The organism is Campylobacter concisus (assembly GCF_002913045.1).
Lineage (GTDB): Bacteria > Campylobacterota > Campylobacteria > Campylobacterales > Campylobacteraceae > Campylobacter_A > Campylobacter_A concisus_AP.
The window spans coordinates 171,925-188,561 of sequence record NZ_PPAF01000004.1 but is presented as its reverse complement, the minus strand read 5'-3'; the positions used below and the strand labels follow the sequence as shown (position 1 = coordinate 188,561).

Annotated in this window: 12 protein-coding genes; 6 read left to right on the top strand and 6 right to left on the bottom strand. The window is 38.3% G+C overall.

Annotated features, from left to right (window positions below):
• Positions 1-5: 5 nt before the first annotated feature.
• Together CYP43_RS00945 and purB are read right to left on the bottom strand one after the other, a co-directional pair.
• Positions 6-2,381, bottom strand: coding sequence for a ribonucleoside-diphosphate reductase subunit alpha (locus CYP43_RS00945; protein ID WP_103582165.1), 2,376 nt, complete (start codon positions 2,379-2,381; stop codon positions 6-8).
• Positions 2,382-2,601: 220 nt separating this feature from the next.
• A complete protein-coding gene (gene purB, locus CYP43_RS00940) occupies positions 2,602-3,933 on the bottom strand; it encodes an adenylosuccinate lyase (RefSeq protein WP_103582164.1) in 1,332 nt (443 codons plus the stop codon).
• A 185-nt stretch (positions 3,934-4,118) separates the two neighbouring features.
• Between purB and CYP43_RS00935 the strand changes: the two genes are divergently transcribed.
• The gene (locus CYP43_RS00935) at positions 4,119-5,033 is read left to right on the top strand and encodes a pseudouridine synthase family protein (protein ID WP_103582163.1); all 915 of its coding nucleotides are present in this window, start codon (positions 4,119-4,121) and stop codon (positions 5,031-5,033) included.
• A 271-nt stretch (positions 5,034-5,304) separates the two neighbouring features.
• Here the strand turns inward: CYP43_RS00935 and rlmN are convergent, their stop codons facing one another.
• The 4 genes from rlmN to CYP43_RS00915 are packed head-to-tail and all read right to left on the bottom strand — an operon-like array spanning position 5,305 to position 11,154.
• Positions 5,305-6,441, bottom strand: coding sequence for a 23S rRNA (adenine(2503)-C(2))-methyltransferase RlmN (gene rlmN, locus CYP43_RS00930; protein ID WP_103582162.1), 1,137 nt, complete (start codon positions 6,439-6,441; stop codon positions 5,305-5,307).
• The gene (locus CYP43_RS00925; RefSeq protein WP_103582161.1) at positions 6,438-7,118 is read right to left on the bottom strand and encodes a purine-nucleoside phosphorylase; all 681 of its coding nucleotides are present in this window, start codon (positions 7,116-7,118) and stop codon (positions 6,438-6,440) included. The genes rlmN and CYP43_RS00925 overlap by 4 nt, the downstream gene beginning before the upstream one ends.
• Positions 7,118-7,873 (bottom strand): imidazole glycerol phosphate synthase subunit HisF, encoded by a 756-nt coding sequence (gene hisF, locus CYP43_RS00920; protein WP_103582160.1) that lies wholly within the window; start codon positions 7,871-7,873, stop codon positions 7,118-7,120. Before hisF ends, CYP43_RS00925 begins: the two co-directional genes overlap by 1 nt.
• Positions 7,870-11,154 carry a DEAD/DEAH box helicase gene (locus CYP43_RS00915; protein ID WP_103582159.1) on the bottom strand — a complete coding sequence of 1,095 codons (3,285 nt, stop codon included), beginning with the start codon at positions 11,152-11,154 and terminating at the stop codon, positions 7,870-7,872. The genes hisF and CYP43_RS00915 overlap by 4 nt, the downstream gene beginning before the upstream one ends.
• A 106-nt stretch (positions 11,155-11,260) precedes the next feature.
• Between CYP43_RS00915 and rsmA the strand changes: the two genes are divergently transcribed.
• Genes rsmA through CYP43_RS00890 form a run of 5 tightly spaced genes read left to right on the top strand, consistent with a single transcriptional unit; the run spans position 11,261 to position 16,581 of the window.
• The gene (rsmA, locus tag CYP43_RS00910) at positions 11,261-12,103 is read left to right on the top strand and encodes a 16S rRNA (adenine(1518)-N(6)/adenine(1519)-N(6))-dimethyltransferase RsmA (protein ID WP_103582202.1); all 843 of its coding nucleotides are present in this window, start codon (positions 11,261-11,263) and stop codon (positions 12,101-12,103) included.
• Complete coding sequence (locus CYP43_RS00905; protein ID WP_180998617.1) at positions 12,069-14,198, top strand: ribonuclease J; 2,130 nt, start codon at positions 12,069-12,071, stop codon at positions 14,196-14,198. The genes rsmA and CYP43_RS00905 overlap by 35 nt, the downstream gene beginning before the upstream one ends.
• Positions 14,199-14,207: 9 nt before the next feature.
• Complete coding sequence (locus tag CYP43_RS00900; protein ID WP_103582157.1) at positions 14,208-15,161, top strand: KpsF/GutQ family sugar-phosphate isomerase; 954 nt, start codon at positions 14,208-14,210, stop codon at positions 15,159-15,161.
• Between the two features lies 1 nt (position 15,162).
• The gene (locus CYP43_RS00895) at positions 15,163-15,936 is read left to right on the top strand and encodes a pseudouridine synthase (RefSeq protein ID WP_084041967.1); all 774 of its coding nucleotides are present in this window, start codon (positions 15,163-15,165) and stop codon (positions 15,934-15,936) included.
• A 9-nt stretch (positions 15,937-15,945) separates the two neighbouring features.
• Positions 15,946-16,581, top strand: coding sequence for a hypothetical protein (locus tag CYP43_RS00890; RefSeq protein ID WP_103582156.1), 636 nt, complete (start codon positions 15,946-15,948; stop codon positions 16,579-16,581).
• The last annotated feature ends 56 nt before the right edge of the window (positions 16,582-16,637 follow it).

Genomic DNA, 16,637 nt, shown 5'->3' with positions numbered 1-16,637 from the left:
GTTCTTTACTGACATCCTTCGCATTCGATCGAGCGGTCAGCCACGTCGTTTAGCTTTTCGCTATCTGGTGACTCAGAGCGTAGATAGTAGGTTGATTTTAGTCCGAGCTCCCATGCAAGCGTGTAAATTTCACTTAGATATCCGCCGCTTGCTTTGTCTAAGCTCATAAAGATATTTAAGCTTTGACCTTGGTCGATCCATTTTTGGCGGATCGCACCTGCTTTTATTAAAATTCTCTGATCAAGCTCATAAGCTGGCGTGTAAAACTGCCAAGTATCAGGGCTTAAATTTGGCACGACATTTGGGATCATGCCGCTTAGGTTGTGCTCAAACCACTTGCGTTTATAGACTGGCTCGATGGTCTGAGTGGTGCCAACAAGGATCGAGATCGAGCTAGTTGGAGCGATCGCCATTAGGTAGCCGTTTCTCATGCCGTCACGCTTGACCTTCTCTCTTAGCTTGTCCCAGTCGCAGACATTTTCGTCAAATAGCCCGCCTTTGTCGTTTAAAAGTGCCTTTGCATTCTCATTTGCAGTGTCTATCGGCATGATACCTTTGCTCCATTTTGAGCCTTCAAATTTTGGATATATACCCTTTTCTACGGCTAAATTTGAGCTAGCGTAGATGGCGTTGTAGCTTATGTTTTCCATTATGCTGTCAATGAGCGCCAAGTGCTCATAGCTGCCCCATTTTACGTTTTTCTCAGCTAGCATTTGCGCCTCACCCATGACGCCAAGGCCGATCGAGCGAGAAGCTAGGTTTGTGTGTTTTACCTTTTTGTGCGGGTAGAAATTTAGATCTATAACGTTATCAAGCATTCTAATAGCTATCGGCACGACACGCTCGATGTCCTCTTTGCTGTTTATCTTGCTTAAATTTATACTTGCAAGGTTGCAAACTGCCGTTTTGCCTTCGATACTCTCTTTTTCTACGATGAAAATTTGCTTGCCTTTTAGGCTATCAAGCGCGCTAAGCTTTTTGGCTTTTTTAGTTATGCCACTATCGACCGTGACGTCTTCTTCTTCGTCAAATAGCTCCTCGCCACCGTCTTCATAAGTGATCTTGATCTTATAGTAGTTTGGCGCTGTGTTTTGGAAAATTTCGGTGCATAAATTTGAGCTTCTGATGATACCCTCGTGGTTATTTGGATTTGTTTTGTTGGCGTTATCTTTAAAGCATAAAAATGGCATGCCCGTTTCAAAATAGCTAGTTAAAATTTTCTTCCAAAGCTCTTTTGCTAGGATGGTGTTTTTCTGGATATTTTCGTCATTTTCATACTCTAAATATCTCTTCTCAAACTCCTCACCATAAAGGTCGCAAAGGTCGCTTACTTGAGCTGGATCAAAGAGGCTCCAGCGGCCATTTTCTTTGACACGCTTCATAAATAGGTCGTTTATCCAAAGTGCAGGAAAAAGCTCGTGTGCACGGCGTCTCTCCTCGCCTGAGTTTTTACGAAGATCGAGAAAATCGCTCACGTCCATATGCCAAGGCTCGATATAAACAGCGATCGCACCCTTTCTAGTGCCTAGCTGATCGACCGCTACTGCGATGTCGTTTGTCACTTTTAAAAATGGTATGATACCGCCAGCTGCGTTTTTGTGTCCGTCGATACTGCCACCCATCGCACGCACCTTGCTCCAGTCCCAGCCGATACCGCCACCAAATTTTGAAAGTAGCGCCATCTCTTTGTAGCTATCAAAAATGCCCTCAATATTATCAGGCGTACTGCCTACGTAACAGCTACTTAGCTGGTGACGTGTAGTCCTTGCGTTTGAGAGCGTTGGCGTGGCTAACATCACTTCAAATTTAGAGATGAGGTCGTAAAATTTCTTAGCCCAACCTTGACTATCTAGCTCGTTTTGCGCTAGAAACATCGCGATCGCCATAAACATGTGCTGTGGCAGTTCGATCGGCATGCCGCTCTTATCTTTGATGAGGTAGCGATCATAAAGCGTCTTGATACCAAGGTATGCAAACTGAAGGTCACGCTCAGGCTTGATGTAAGCGTTTAGATCCTCAAGATCGTACTTCTCTTTTAGTCCAGGGATGATACGGCCTACTTTTTCACCTTTTACTAGGTAGTCTTTTAGGTGATTGTAGCCGTTAAAGCCAGATACTTTGTGATAAAGGTCGAACAAAAATAGTCTCGCAGCGACAAATGTCCAGTTTGGGCGGTCGATGTCTATCTTATCAACTGCTGTTTTTATAAGAGTTTGCTGAATTTCCTCAGTCGTTATCATATCTCTAAACTGGATTTTTGCGTCCACTTCAAGCTCGCTAAGACTTACATTGCTTAGTCCAAGGACTGCTTCGTTTGTGTATTTTTTGATCTTACTTATATCAAGCTCTTCGGTTCTGCCATTACGTTTTATAACTTTCAAAAATATCTCTCCATGCTAAATTTTAATTTGGGATTTTATCCAAAAGGAGATAAAAACTCTCTTTGTTAAAAAAGTGCTTTTAAATATAAAATTTGACTCAAAAAATAATATTTTATTTTTAAAAAATTAAAAAATTTTGATCTTATTTTAAAATGATTATAAAAATTTTTGAAGTGATGTCTTAAAGCAAGAAGCATAAATTTGCTTCTTGCATTTAAATTTACTTGCCAAAGACTCTGGCAAAAATTCTATCTACATTTTTGGTGTAGTAGTTGTAGTCAAAGCACTCTTTGATCTCATCTTTACTAAGGCTCTTAATTAGGTCCTCGTCGTTTAGCAAATTTTGCAAAAATAGGCTGTGACCTTGCTCATCGATCGCTTTTTTGCCCTCTTGCAAGTCCGCCCAGACCTTCATTGCGTTACGCTGAACGATCTTATAGGCGTCCTCTCTAGAAATTCCGCGCTGCGGCAGTTGTAAAAGTACGCGCTGTGAAAAGACTAGTCCACCTGTTAAATTTAAATTTTTCATCATATTTTCTGGATATACGACTAAATTTGCTATCAAATTTTTGATGCGAACCAGCATAAAATCAGCCGTGATAAACATATCTGGCAGGATAAATCTCTCAACCGAGCTGTGGCTGATATCGCGCTCGTGCCAAAGGGCGACGTTTTCAAGTGCAGGCGTAACGTATGAGCGTAGCACCCTGCAAAGGCCGGTGATGTTTTCGCTAAGGACTGGATTGCGCTTGTGTGGCATAGCGCTTGAGCCCTTTTGTCCTGGGCTAAAATACTCCTCTGCCTCATAAACCTCGGTCCTTTGGTAGTGCCTAATGGCAACTGCGATCTTCTCACAAGTAGAGGCTAGAACTGCGATGGCGCTTACCACATGGGCATAGCGGTCGCGCTGGATCACTTGATTTGACGCTGGGGCAGCTTTAAGACCTAGCTCCTCGCATGTTAGCTCTTCAAATTCCATCGGAGCGTGGGCTAAATTTCCCATAGCACCTGAGAGCTTGCCGTAACTGATCGTATCTTTTGCATCTTTGATGAGCTTTAGCGCCCTTGCAATCTCGTCGTACCAGATGGCAAGCACAAGGCCAAAAGTTATCGGCTCGCCGTGGATGCCGTGACTTCTGCCGACCATGAGCGTGTGCTTGTGCTCGTTTGCCCTGTTTTTGACCGCCTTCATGAACTCCTCAACGTCGCTAATAATGAGCTCTAGGCTCTCTTTCATCTGAAGTGCGACGGCTGTGTCGATGCAGTCGCTTGAGGTCATGCCGTAGTGCACGAACCTACTCTCCTCGCCAAGGCTCTCGCTTACGCTTGTTAAAAACGCGATGACGTCGTGCTTTGTTGTCTTTTCTATCTCATCGATACGAGCCACTTCAAATTTAGCGTTTTTGCAAATTTTCTCACAGTCGCTGTCGCTTATGAAGCCAAGCTTATTCCAAGCTTTAACAGCAGCTTTTTCTACCTTGAGCCAAGCATCATACTTTGCTTGCATGCTCCACTTATCAGCCATCTCTTTACGCGAGTATCTTTCGACCATTGTTGAACCTTTTGTATTAGTTTGCTTTTGTCCTAAAAGTATAAATTTGGCTTTTTAAGCCAGAAATCACGTCGTGCAATTTCTCTAAATTTAAGTTTTGATTATATAAAATCCGGGCTGAAATGTCGGTTATATACTTATAAATTTGTGCTTAATAAAGCTCATTTTTTTCAAAAGGATTATTTTTGCCATATGTAAATAAATTTATTGCCACAGCAAATCAGCAAAAATCCTATGAAATTTTACTGCAAAATGGCTTTACTATGAGTCAAACTCAGCGCCTCATTGACAAGGGCAGGCTGATATGTGGCGGCAATGTCGTGAGCGAAAAAAATGCTATTTTATGTGGCGACGTCTTTTTGATCGACTATGAGGCAGAGCCAAAGGGGCTTAAGCCGATCTTTGAATGCGAGAATTTTGCAGTTTTTGACAAGCCAAGTGGCGTGCTGAGTCATCCAAACGGCAGACACTGCGAATACTCGCTAAATGATGAAATTTATACGCTTTTTGGGCGAGAAGCGAGCGTGGCACATAGGCTGGACTTTGAGACGAGTGGCGTGATAGTCGTTGGAAAAGATAGAAATTCTACTATTAAATTAAAGAAAATTTTTGAAAACAGAGAGGTTTCTAAAAGCTACGTCGCGATGGTGCAAGGTAAGATAGAGCGAGAATTTACTATCGATACCAAGATGGATCTAGCAAACAACTACGACGATGTGAAAATGCGAATGCAAATTTGTGAGAACGGTAAGAGTGCTGTGACTAAAATTTTGCCGATCAGATATTTTGATGATATTGATACGACTTTACTTCGGGCTATCCCACTCACTGGTAGACAGCATCAAATTCGCTTACATTTGTTTCATGTGAAACACAAGATACTTGGCGAACCACTTTATGGTTTGTCACGTCCGCAGATCGAGAAAATTTTAGATAAAGAGATGAGCGAGCGTGAACGGATAAATTTAACTGGAGCAAAAAGACTCTTGCTCCACTCAGATGAAATTTCTTTTAAATTTGATGAAATTTTTTATAACATAAAAAGCAAATTTGACGCTGAAAACGAGTTTTACAGATTTGCAAAAGAGAGCTTACTTTAGTCTAAATTTTTTAATAAATTTCTATTTCTCATAAACCTTTACCTACATTTTGCCAAAGTTTATCGCTTTTAAATACCACAATGACAATTTTATAGTTTATGCAATTAATACTCCATTTTATTTCTTTATGAGGGTTAGATTTTATCTTGATGTTAAGGCTTAGAATTTATGCCTATCGTTTTCATCTTTTAAAACTTTTAAAATAAGCCCTAATCCAAGTAAAACCACAACAGCAACAAAGACTATTTCGGCTATATCAAGTGCACTCATTCTAACTCACACTGGCTTTACTATTATCTTCAAGTGAATGTGTTTTTAAATTTTTATCGCTGGAAATAGCTTTAAATTTTGCATTTTCATTGCGTTGTTTTAATTGCCCGCAAGCTGCACTTATATCAAGTCCTTTGCTCTGTCTGATCGTGCAAGTAACACCGTGATCTCTTAGATATTCTTGAAATTTTAGCATGCTGGTAAGCTCAGGTCGTCCAAATTCACTACCTTCATGCGGGTTAAAATAGATCAAATTTACCTTTGCCTTGATACCATGCAGCAGTTTTACCAGCTTTTTTGCATCACTAACGCTGTCATTTAGGTCCTTGATAACAAGGTATTCAAACATCACGCGTTTGCGCATATCGATAGGAAATCCCCTAACAGCATCCATAACAGCTTCGATATTATACGCCTTATTTATCGGCATTAGACGGCTTCTAAGCTCATTAGTAACAGCATGAAGCGATATGGCCAATAACACACCAAGATCCATCTCACCAAGCTTTTTTATCTGGCTGCCAAGGCCACTAGTTGAAACGGTTTGACGACGTGGCGATATGGCTAGACCCTCGTTAAGAGCTAAAATTTTGATCGCTTTACTAACGTTAGTAAGATTATCGAGTGGCTCACCCATACCCATATAAACGACATTTATACGTCTTTCATAAGGTATTTTATTTTCTCTTTTTATCCATAAAATTTGCCCCACAATCTCGCCTGCAGTCAAATTTCTAACAAGCCCACCCTTTGCTGTTAGACAAAAAGCACATCCCATTTTACAGCCAACCTGTGAACTAACACAAACTGTATAACGAGCATGGCGACTGATCTTTCCATTCTCATCACTTATCTCCTCTTTCATCGGCAGCAAAACACTCTCTATCTTTAGCCCATCTTTTAGCTCAAAAAGATACTTGATCGAACCATCACTACTTTGCTCAAATTTTACACATTTTAAAGGATCGATATAAAATTTTTCAGCCAGATCTTGACGCATATCTTTAGGTAAATTTAGCATTTGGCTAAATTCGGTTGCATTTTTTTTATATATCCACTCGTAGATTTGTGTTGCTCTAAATGGTGGAGAAACTAACTCTTTTAGCTCATCAATACTAAGATCAAGCAAATTTATCACATATTTTCCTTTATATATTTTGTTAGAATTTTCTTGGCCTCTGCGTGATTTTTTATAAAATCAGCATGTGCATTTTTATCACAAAAATTTGTCGCTACAAAAATTCCATAAGCTGGAATTTTAAAAATTTGAGCTACTTTTAGAACAGAAAAAAACTCCATATTTTCTAAAAAATAGCCTTTTTCAAATATCTTATGAGCCAAATTTTTATCAGTCGTTATAAAATTTGACGAATTTGCTTTGATAGTTCCACGTGAAACTATAGAAGAAATTTCACACTCAATCGGTGAATAAGATCTATTTTCTACGCTAGAAATTTCTATATTTGCCCCAACCGAACTTTCATAAATTTGTAAAATTTCACCGTCTTTATAAAGACCTGCCGAGCCAACGAAAACTATTTTTTCTGGCATCTGATACAAATTTCGTTCAGGATTTTTTGACAAATTTTGGATTAGATTTTGTAGCTCTGGATTTGATGAGTTTGCAAATTTAGCTTCAATCTTTGCAAGATAGTGCGGATCGATATTTTTTAAATTTATACCCTTTTCATCCGCTCCAATACATGCTCGTTTCTGCAAAAATTTTGTCAAATTTATCGCCATATCAACTAGCCCCACACCCATTGGCAAAGCAAAGTCAAAAATTTCATTTTTTCCAGCAGAGATAACTAACATCAGAGCCTAACCTCAATACCATTTGTCTTGAGATACTCTTTTAGTTTTTTTATCTCGATCTCGCCAAAGTGAAATATCGAAGCAGCTAAACACGCATCAGCCCCGGCTTCAAAAGCCTCTTTAAAGTGCTCCATCTTACCAGCGCCGCCACTTGCGATAGTTGGTATGGAAAGCGTGCTAAATACCTTTGTTAGCTCAAGATTAAAGCCCTGTTTGACGCCGTCATTGTCCATAGACGTTAGCAATATCTCCCCTGCTCCACGCGACTCGACCTCTTTCGCCCAAGAAAAGGCATCTTTTTTGGTATCGATCCTGCCACCATTTATAAAAACACTATAACCATTTTCGATCTTCTTGGCATCGATCGCAATTACGATACATTGCGAGCCAAATTTCTTAGCTGCCTCATCAATCAAATTTGGATCTTGTATGGCTGATGAATTTAAGCTTACTTTATCGCAGCCAGCATTTAAAAGACGTGAGATATCATCGATCGTGCGTATACCTCCGCCAACTGTTAGTGGGATAAAAAGTTTACTTGCGACCTTTTTTACGACATCAACTATCGTATCACGCCCAAGATGAGAGGCAGTGATATCTAAAAAGCAAAGCTCATCAGCGCCCTCGTCATTGTATCTTTTAGCTATTTCGACAGGATCTCCAGCATCGACAAGTCCTACGAAATTTACGCCTTTTACAACTCTACCATCTTTTACATCAAGGCATGGGATTATACGTTTTGCAAAATGATTCAAATCTGTCCTTTATCTATTTTTCTAGCTGCTACCTCAAAATATGGCAAATTAGACCAATTTTCTCGGTTGCCAACTATATAAACAACCTCTTTTGCTCTTGTTAGTGCTACATTTAGTAAATTTGGCGTACTAGCAGCCCATGCTCTAGCACCTTTTGTAGCACCGCCAAGGACAAAGATAATAACATCAGCTTCTTTGCCTTGCATGGTGTGAATGGTACCAGCCCCTTTTAAATTTTTACAAACATCTTTAAAAGGTGTTATTATTTTAACACTGTCTTTTAGCTTGGCTAGCTTACCATCTAAAAGCTCTTTAACGATCATGCCTTCAGCTTTATTATAATTACCTATCCATTCATCACTACTAACATCAATCCATTCTGTTTTGATATTAGGATCACTAAGTTTACTTTCACTGTTTCTGCCAAGTATCATCATATCATCATATGTTGTTTCATTTGAAATTTTAAACATAGGATTGGCACACCTTCTATGAACGATAAGTGGCGAACCAACCCAAATGGACTTACCCTCTCCTTTTATATATGTACCAATATTTTGTACTTTATCGGCTCGAAGTTGAACTGATGATTTTAGTAGATTAAACTCATCCTTTGCATCACAGTAGCGTAAAATAGCATTATTTAAAGCCGGTGGCAATGTTACAACAGGCTCAAGTTGAAGCGGATCGCCAACTACAACAGCCATGTTTGAACGAAGCAGTGCACCTAATGCGTTAGTTAAATTTGCCTGCCCTGCCTCATCTATTAAGAGCAAGCCTATATCGCCATTTAGTAGCTCTTTAAAGCTATTATTAAAAGATGCAAAAGTAGAACTAACAACTGGCGTTAGTAAAAATAATCCTTTTATTATTTCACGTCTATCTTTAGCCTCAAGCCCGTTTTTCTCAGCCATTTTTTCATCATTAAATATAACACTAAGAGCTCGTAAATTTGTTCTAACAGCTTCTTTGCAAGCAAAGATAGTGGCTTTATGCAGATTAAGTGCTTCTTTAAAAAGCTTGATTCTTGCGTTAAAAAGCTTTGTCTTATGAAATTTCTCATCAAGGCCAAGCTCCATCATAAATGGCATGCTCTTTTGTATTTCTTCATTACTCTGATTAAAACTACCATTTAAAAAGCTATCAAGCTCTTCGCTTCTGCCAATTAATTTTTGACGTCTAACAAAGTCATCATTAAGCTTGTTGAGATGGTCTATCTTGGTGTTAAGTTCTAAAATTTTCTCTTCAAGCTGAGTTATTTGAGCTTTTAGTTCGTTTAATTTTGCTTCATTCTTCTCTTTGTTTTCACTATTTTGTTTGCTTGCTTTCAAATTTTGCTCAGCTATTTGGCGATTTATCTCACTAACTTTTCGTGCTTCATTGTTATATTTTTCAAAAGCTTGCGTCCTTAAAATTTGCTGGAAAATAAAAAATGATGGCTTTATAGGCGTACTTAGATACTCTTGCAAAATTTCATTTTGGCCAATAAGCTTTGCTAGCTCGTTGGCTTCAGCCACCTTTTGCTCTAGCTCATTTTTACTCAAATCTAGCTCATCTATTAGTGGCCTTAAAAGCTCGTCTATTTGCCTTGCTGAATTATAGTTATCAAGTCTTTTATCGATATTTATAAGCTCACTATTTATACTTTTTAGCTCCTCTTCTTTGATCCTGATCTCACTAAAAAGTAGATTTACTTCGTGTAGGGCTTGATTAAATTTCTCCTTTGCCTCGTCGTAATCATCAACTCCTTCTCCAGTAGCCAAATACTTGCCAAGCCCCATCAAAAAGCCATCTTGTTCTATAAATTCTTTAAATTCTTTTGAAATGTCTTCAAACTGACTATGCGTTTTTTCGATCTTTACGCCATTAATTGCGTTAAAAACAAAATTTGACTTATTTTGCTTTGAGCCAAGAGGTATGCAAAAAAGTCCCCATGCAAGTTTTGAGACAAAAGATTTTTCTCCAAAATTTGTCTTTTCATCGGCCGAGAGAAGCCTTGTAGCTATAAATTTAAAATAATCAATCTCGCCTGCGTAACTACCGATACTTTTTAGCTGACTAAGCTCTTTACTTAAAATTTCAACCGCACCGTTATTACAAGAGCTAACAACCATCTCATAGCCCTGAAGTTCTTTATTTAGAGTGAAATAAAGCACCTTATCGCTACTATCTCGAACTGGAACAAAGATATCATGTCTACTCATTTGTGCGAGCTTCATCGCTCTAAGCGTAACAATTTCAGCCATTACATCTTTTAAAAGCGTTGTTTTACCAGTGCCTGGAGCACCATTTACGCTATAAATTCCACCACTTTTTTCTTTAAATTTTTTAATGATGTTATTAACGGCAATTTGCTGCGAGAAATTTAGAGCGAAGTCACTAGCAAAGGCCGATCTTGGATACTCTTCTGCTTTAAAAAAATCTCTAACAAGCCTTTTATTTTGCTCATCTCTTACATCAAGTCTTTCAAATTTATTCTCACTGCCCTCGTCCAAAAACTGATCCGTTAGCTCGTGCGTCCTACCTGACTCGTAAAATTTTATAAGCAAATTTATATCATCTATAAAAAAGCTATTTAAAAGGCTATCATTTTCTTTAAAATTTGGATTTATGATCTTTACTTCAAGCCTTAAGAAATCATTACAAAATGGTGTTTTAAGTGCACTTTTTAGCTCATCGTTTATAAGCTTTATATATTTACCAAGTTCCATTTTTTCTTTATAAATAGATAGCTTGTCTTTTATGCGCTCACACTCTTTGCTAAAATCACTTTGGCTTATCTCCTTTAGATGATTTAGACGAGCCATTGCCCAAGGAGCTGTTGAGATAAAAAGATCATCAGATGAGTTTGGTGTAAAAAATGGAGTTAAATCATCATCTAAATTTACATCTTTTAAAGCAAAATTTTGATCATCTTTACAAAATGCTAAATCACCAGTAAGCTTAAATTTATAGCAAAACGCCTTATCAAAGCTTGTTTGCTCAGATCGCAGCTCATCTAAAATTTGCTCTTTTTCAAATTTTGAATTTGCAAGCTTTGAGATATAAATGGCAAGCAAGTCAGTCTCAAAAATGCTGCCATAAATTGAAATTTCTATACCATTTTTTAAAAGTGAGCTATCAAATGCTCTTAAAATTTGCATAAACTTCTCATCGAAATTTGCGATGTCAAGGTCTATTGATTTTTTAAATTTCGTATTTGTCTTTTTTGGCTCATCTAAGGTTTTTGGCTCTAAATATTGTGATAATAAAAAATATTTTAAGGTATTTGCTTTGCTCAAATTTATGCCCTATTTCGTTATTATTTAGTGATTATAATCCATTTTATATATGATTAAACTAAACTTGTAATCATTGTATAAGTAATTTTTGGCTAATATCGCGGCTATGATAAAGGCAAAAAAGCACTTTGGACAGAATTTTTTACAGGACAAAGCGACACTAGATAAGATCATCCAAGCGATACCCAATGACGTAGCAAACGTCGTTGAGATTGGGCCTGGCTTAGGTGATTTGACATTTAGACTTTTGCAAATTTACAAGACGACCTGTTTTGAGATAGATTGTGAGCTATTTCAAATTTTAAAGGCCAAATTTGCAAATGAGATCCAAAATGGACGATTAAAACTTTTTTGTAAAGATGCATTAGAGCAGTGGCAGCAAGAGGGCGGACTAAGTAGCGAGAACTACTTTTTGGTCGCAAATTTGCCTTATTACGTTGCTACGAAGATGATACTAAATGCGATAGATGACGAAAAATGCCTTGGGCTTATCGTGATGATACAAAAAGAGGTTGCTCTTAAATTTAGTGCAAAGAGTAAGGATAAAGAATTTAGCGCTTTATCGATCCTTGCCTCACTCCAAGGCAGGTGCGAGCTTTTGTTTGATGTGGATGCAAGGCTTTTTAATCCACCCCCAAAGGTCACATCCTCAGTCATCAAACTACAAAAAACAAAAAAGATTTTTGGCAAAGACGGGATTTTCAAAGATGCAAAACAATACGAGGCTTTTAAAGTATTTTTAAGAGCTGCGTTTGCTTCGCCAAGAAAGACGCTTTTGAAAAATTTATCCACAAATTTTGACAAAAATGCGTTAGAAGAAATTTTTGAAAGCCTAGGCTTAGCTCAAAATTTACGTCCACACGAGCTAGATGTCGATTTTTATCTAAAAGTATTTGAAAGATTAAAGGAAGATAATGAACGACAAAAACGAAGAGAAAGTTGTAACTAACCAAAGTAAAAACAACAAAAGACGAAGATTTAGACCAAAAAATAAGCCAAAACAAGAGGGCGAAACTACCGAGCAAACCTCACTAGCAAGCAAAAGCGTAATAGATAATTTCTTTGCAGCAGAGCAAGCTGAAACTGAAACGAACGCCGAGCTAAAGAGCCAAAATTCTCGCCCAAAAAAGCCAAGAAATAACAAAAATCAAAATAAAAATGGCGAAAACAATAAGCCAAAAGAGCAAAAACAAGAATCGCAAGAAACAAAAACCAAAACACAAGAACAAAAAGAAAAGCCAAAAAAGGCTAAAAAGCCAAAGAAAAATTTACCAGCTAAGCTAAACGGCAATGAACAATGGCAGCAAGATATCGCAAGTGCAATGGTGGCAAACAAGGCCGTTCACGAGCTACGTCTGGAGCCGATGAAATATCTAAACTCAAGTGAACATAAAATTCGCATAACTCCACTTGGTGGTCTTGGCGAGATCGGCGGAAACATGACTATCTTTGAAACCGACACGAGCGCAATCATCGTGGATATTGGCATGAGTTTTCCGAGCGAGAGTATGCACGGCGTGGATATCCTCATCCCAGACTTTGACTATGTTAGAAAAATAAAAGACAAGATAAAAGGCGTCATCATCACTCACGCGCACGAGGATCACATCGGCGCAGTGCCATATTTTTACAAAGAGTTTAAATTTCCGATTTACGCCACGCCACTACCACTTGGTATGATAAATAATAAATTTGAAGAGCACGGCTTAAAGCAAGAGCGCTCGCTTTTCCGCTCTGTCGAAAAAAGAAAGCCATATCTAATAGGCGACTTTGAGGTTGAATGGATACACATCACACACTCTATCATCGATGCTAGCGCGCTAGCCATCACGACAAAGGCGGGCACCATCATCCATACGGGTGACTTTAAGATCGACCATACGCCGATCGACGGCTATCCAACTGACCTTGGCAGACTTGCATACTACGGCGAAAGAGGTGTATTGTGCCTAATGAGCGATAGCACGAATAGCTACCGAGAAGGATTTACTAAAAGCGAAAGTAGCGTGGGCAAGACCTTTGACGCGATATTTTCAAAGGCCAAAGGTCGCGTCATTATGAGTACGTTTAGCTCAAACATCCACCGCGTTTATCAAGCGATAGAGTGGGGGCTAAAATACAACCGCAAAGTCTGCGTCATCGGTAGATCAATGGAGAGAAATTTATATACTGCAATGGAGCTTGGCTACATCAAGCTTGATAAGAAAATTTTTATCGATGCAAACGAGGTTGGCAAATTTAAAGATAACGAGGTTCTGATCGTCACCACAGGCTCTCAGGGTGAGACTATGAGCGCGCTGTACCGAATGGCTACCGACGAACACAAATACATCAAAATAAAACCGACCGATCAGATAATAATCAGCTCAAAGGCGATCCCTGGCAATGAAAGCAGTATCTCAACTGTATTAAATTTCCTAATAAAATCAGGTGCAAGCGTCGCGTACCAGGACTTTAGCGAGATACACGTGAGCGGCCACGCAGCACAAGAGGAGCAAAAGCTGATGCTTCGTCTTATAAAACCAAAATACTTCCTGCCGGTGCACGGCGAATACAATCACATCGCAAAGCATAAAGAGACAGCTATAAGCTGCGGCGTAGACGAGAGAAACATCTATCTAATGAGCGATGGCGATCAAATGGAGATCTGTCAAAAGTACCTAAAGCGTGTAAAAACAGTAAAAACAGGCAAGGTATTTATTGACAATCAAATAAATAAACAAATTTCAGATGATGTCGTCATCGACAGACAAAATCTTGCCGAAGCAGGTGTCGTCATGATAATCGCTCAAATTTCACGTCATGGTGCAAAACTTATAAACAAGCCTCGTGTCATTAGCTACGGCCTTGTGGGTAATAAACAAGATGCGGAGTTTAGCAAAGAGATGCAAGAAATTTTGACGCAGTTTTTAAGCAATGTCAAAGAAGAGCTTTTAAAAGATGGCAGACTGCTCGAGTCACAAGTGCGTCAAGTGATTAGAAAGCATATCTTTAGAAAGGTCAAAAAGTACCCAACTATCGTGCCAATTATCTATCTAATGTAAGGGAAATTTATGCAAGCAATCAACCAAATCGCAGCCGAAGTTTTAAAGATAGAAGCAAACGAGCTTTTAAGACATGCTAAAAACTTAGAGATAGAAGATGCTGTAAATTTGATATTTAATACAAAAGGCAAGGTCATAGTAACAGGCGTAGGCAAGAGCGGTCATGTAGGTGCAAAGATTGCTGCCACGCTTGCGAGCACCGGCACGCCAAGCTTTTTCTTACACCCAACAGAGGCTATGCATGGCGACCTTGGCATGATAGAAAAAGATGATGTTTTGTTAGCCATTAGCTTTAGTGGCGAAAGCGATGAGCTTATCAAAATTTTACCTCACGTAAAGCGCTTTGGTGTAAAGATCGTCGCAATGGCAAGGAGCAAAATAAGCTCGCTTGGTAAATTTAGCGATGCATTTATTAGCATAGATGTAGAAAAAGAGGCGTGCCCACTAAATGCCGCTCCAACAGCATCAACTACACTAACGTTAGCTCTTGGCGATGCATTGGCTGTTTGTTTGATGCAAAGGCGAGGTTTTAAAAAAGAGGACTTTGCAAATTTTCATCCAGGTGGCAGCCTTGGCAAGAGGCTATTTTTAAAGGTCAAAGATGTGATGAGAAGCGAAAATTTACCGATAGTTCGCTGGAATGCGAGCCTAAAAAAAGCAATCGATACTATGACACACGGTAAACTTGGCACGGTCCTAATCGTCGATAAAGATGGTGTGTTAGATGCTATTTTAAGCGACGGCGATCTTAGACGTGCACTTATGCGAGAAGACTTTGACTTAGACGAGCCAGCGATGAAATTTGCAACCCTAAAACCAAAAGAGATAGATAACAAAGAGATGTTAGCTGTAGATGCGTTAGCTTTGATAGAAAAGTATAAAATTCAACTTCTAGCCGTCGTAGAAAATGGCGTACCTGTGGGTGTTTTACATATCCACGACCTTGCAAATTTAGGACTATAAAATGGAAAAAACAAGACTTAATAAATTTATCTCACACAACACAAACTACTCACGCCGTGAGGCAGATGAGCTGATAAAAGCTGGCAAGGTTAGCATAGCAGGGCGCGTGGTTAGCGATCTTGCGACAAGCGTGGATGAAGATGATAAAGTGCGTATAAATGGCCGTTTGATAAAGCTAAAAAAAGAATTTACCGTTATCGTTTATCACAAACAAAAGGGCGAGCTAGTTAGTAAGAAAGATGATCGCGGACGAAAAACGATCTATGACACGTTAGACAAGAAATTTGCCAAATTTGTTAGCGTAGGGCGCCTAGACTATGCAAGCGAAGGGCTACTTTTACTAACTGACGCCCCAGCTATCGCCACAGCGCTAATGAATAGCGACATAGAGAGAGAATACTATCTAAAGGTAAAAGGCGAAGTAACGAAAGAGGTGATAGAGGCCATGACAAATGGCTTTTTTGCCAAGGACGCTACCAAAGGCGCGCACGCAAAAACCACTATAAAATCAATGGAATTTAAGCCATTTCTAGCCTATAAAGTCTTTGGCTCAAGCGGCGGTTACACAAAACTAAAAGTCATCATTAATGAAGGTCAAAACAGAGAGCTTCGCCGTTTCTTTGGCTACTTTGACCTTGAAGTAATGGATCTAAAAAGGGTTAGCTTTGGTCGTGTTAGCCTTGATATGCTAAAGCCTGGCAAATGGCGCTACTTCGAAAATAGCGAATACGAAGACCTAAGAGACTTTTTAAAGGTTAATAACGTTAGATACTAAGGATAAAATTTGAAAAATATTTTAAATACTGCGGTAACCATTGTAGCTACTATTATTTCAACTTTTCTTGCACAGATAGCTATTTCTAAATATAGCGCGGGCAACTTAGAATATCAAGTAAAGTCCGCCAATTATCAATCAATTGAAAAACATAATAGCTATGAATACAAGCAATGTATAACCCTAATTAATTTAAGCATAGAAAATAATTCAAATTTTAATGAAAAAAATATTCAAGTTAAAATCCCAAATATCTATGAAACCCCATTCAATAATATTGAAATAAATAGCGATATTAAAAATATTGAGTTTAATAAAACAAAAGCAAACTTTATCCAAATTCCAGAACTTAGACAAAAAGAAAAAGCTAAAATTCAAATAAAATTTACAGGTCTTTCTTGTATAGACACAGATATCTTATATTCACAAAATGATTTATATATATCATCAGATAGTTCATTGGCTCAGAAAAAACAAAAGTTTTTTGATAAATACTATGAATTAACTTTTATGATATCATTATTGGGTGTTCTATTTATTATAATTTTATCCATTGCTTTAGCAATGGATGTTTTAACACCAAAAGAAAAAAAGATAGCAAGTTTAGAAAAGCAAATTCAGCAATTAAAAGATAAAAAAAACTAGACAAAGTATAAAAATTGATATCAAATTAACAAATAATATGTTTATATAAAAATATT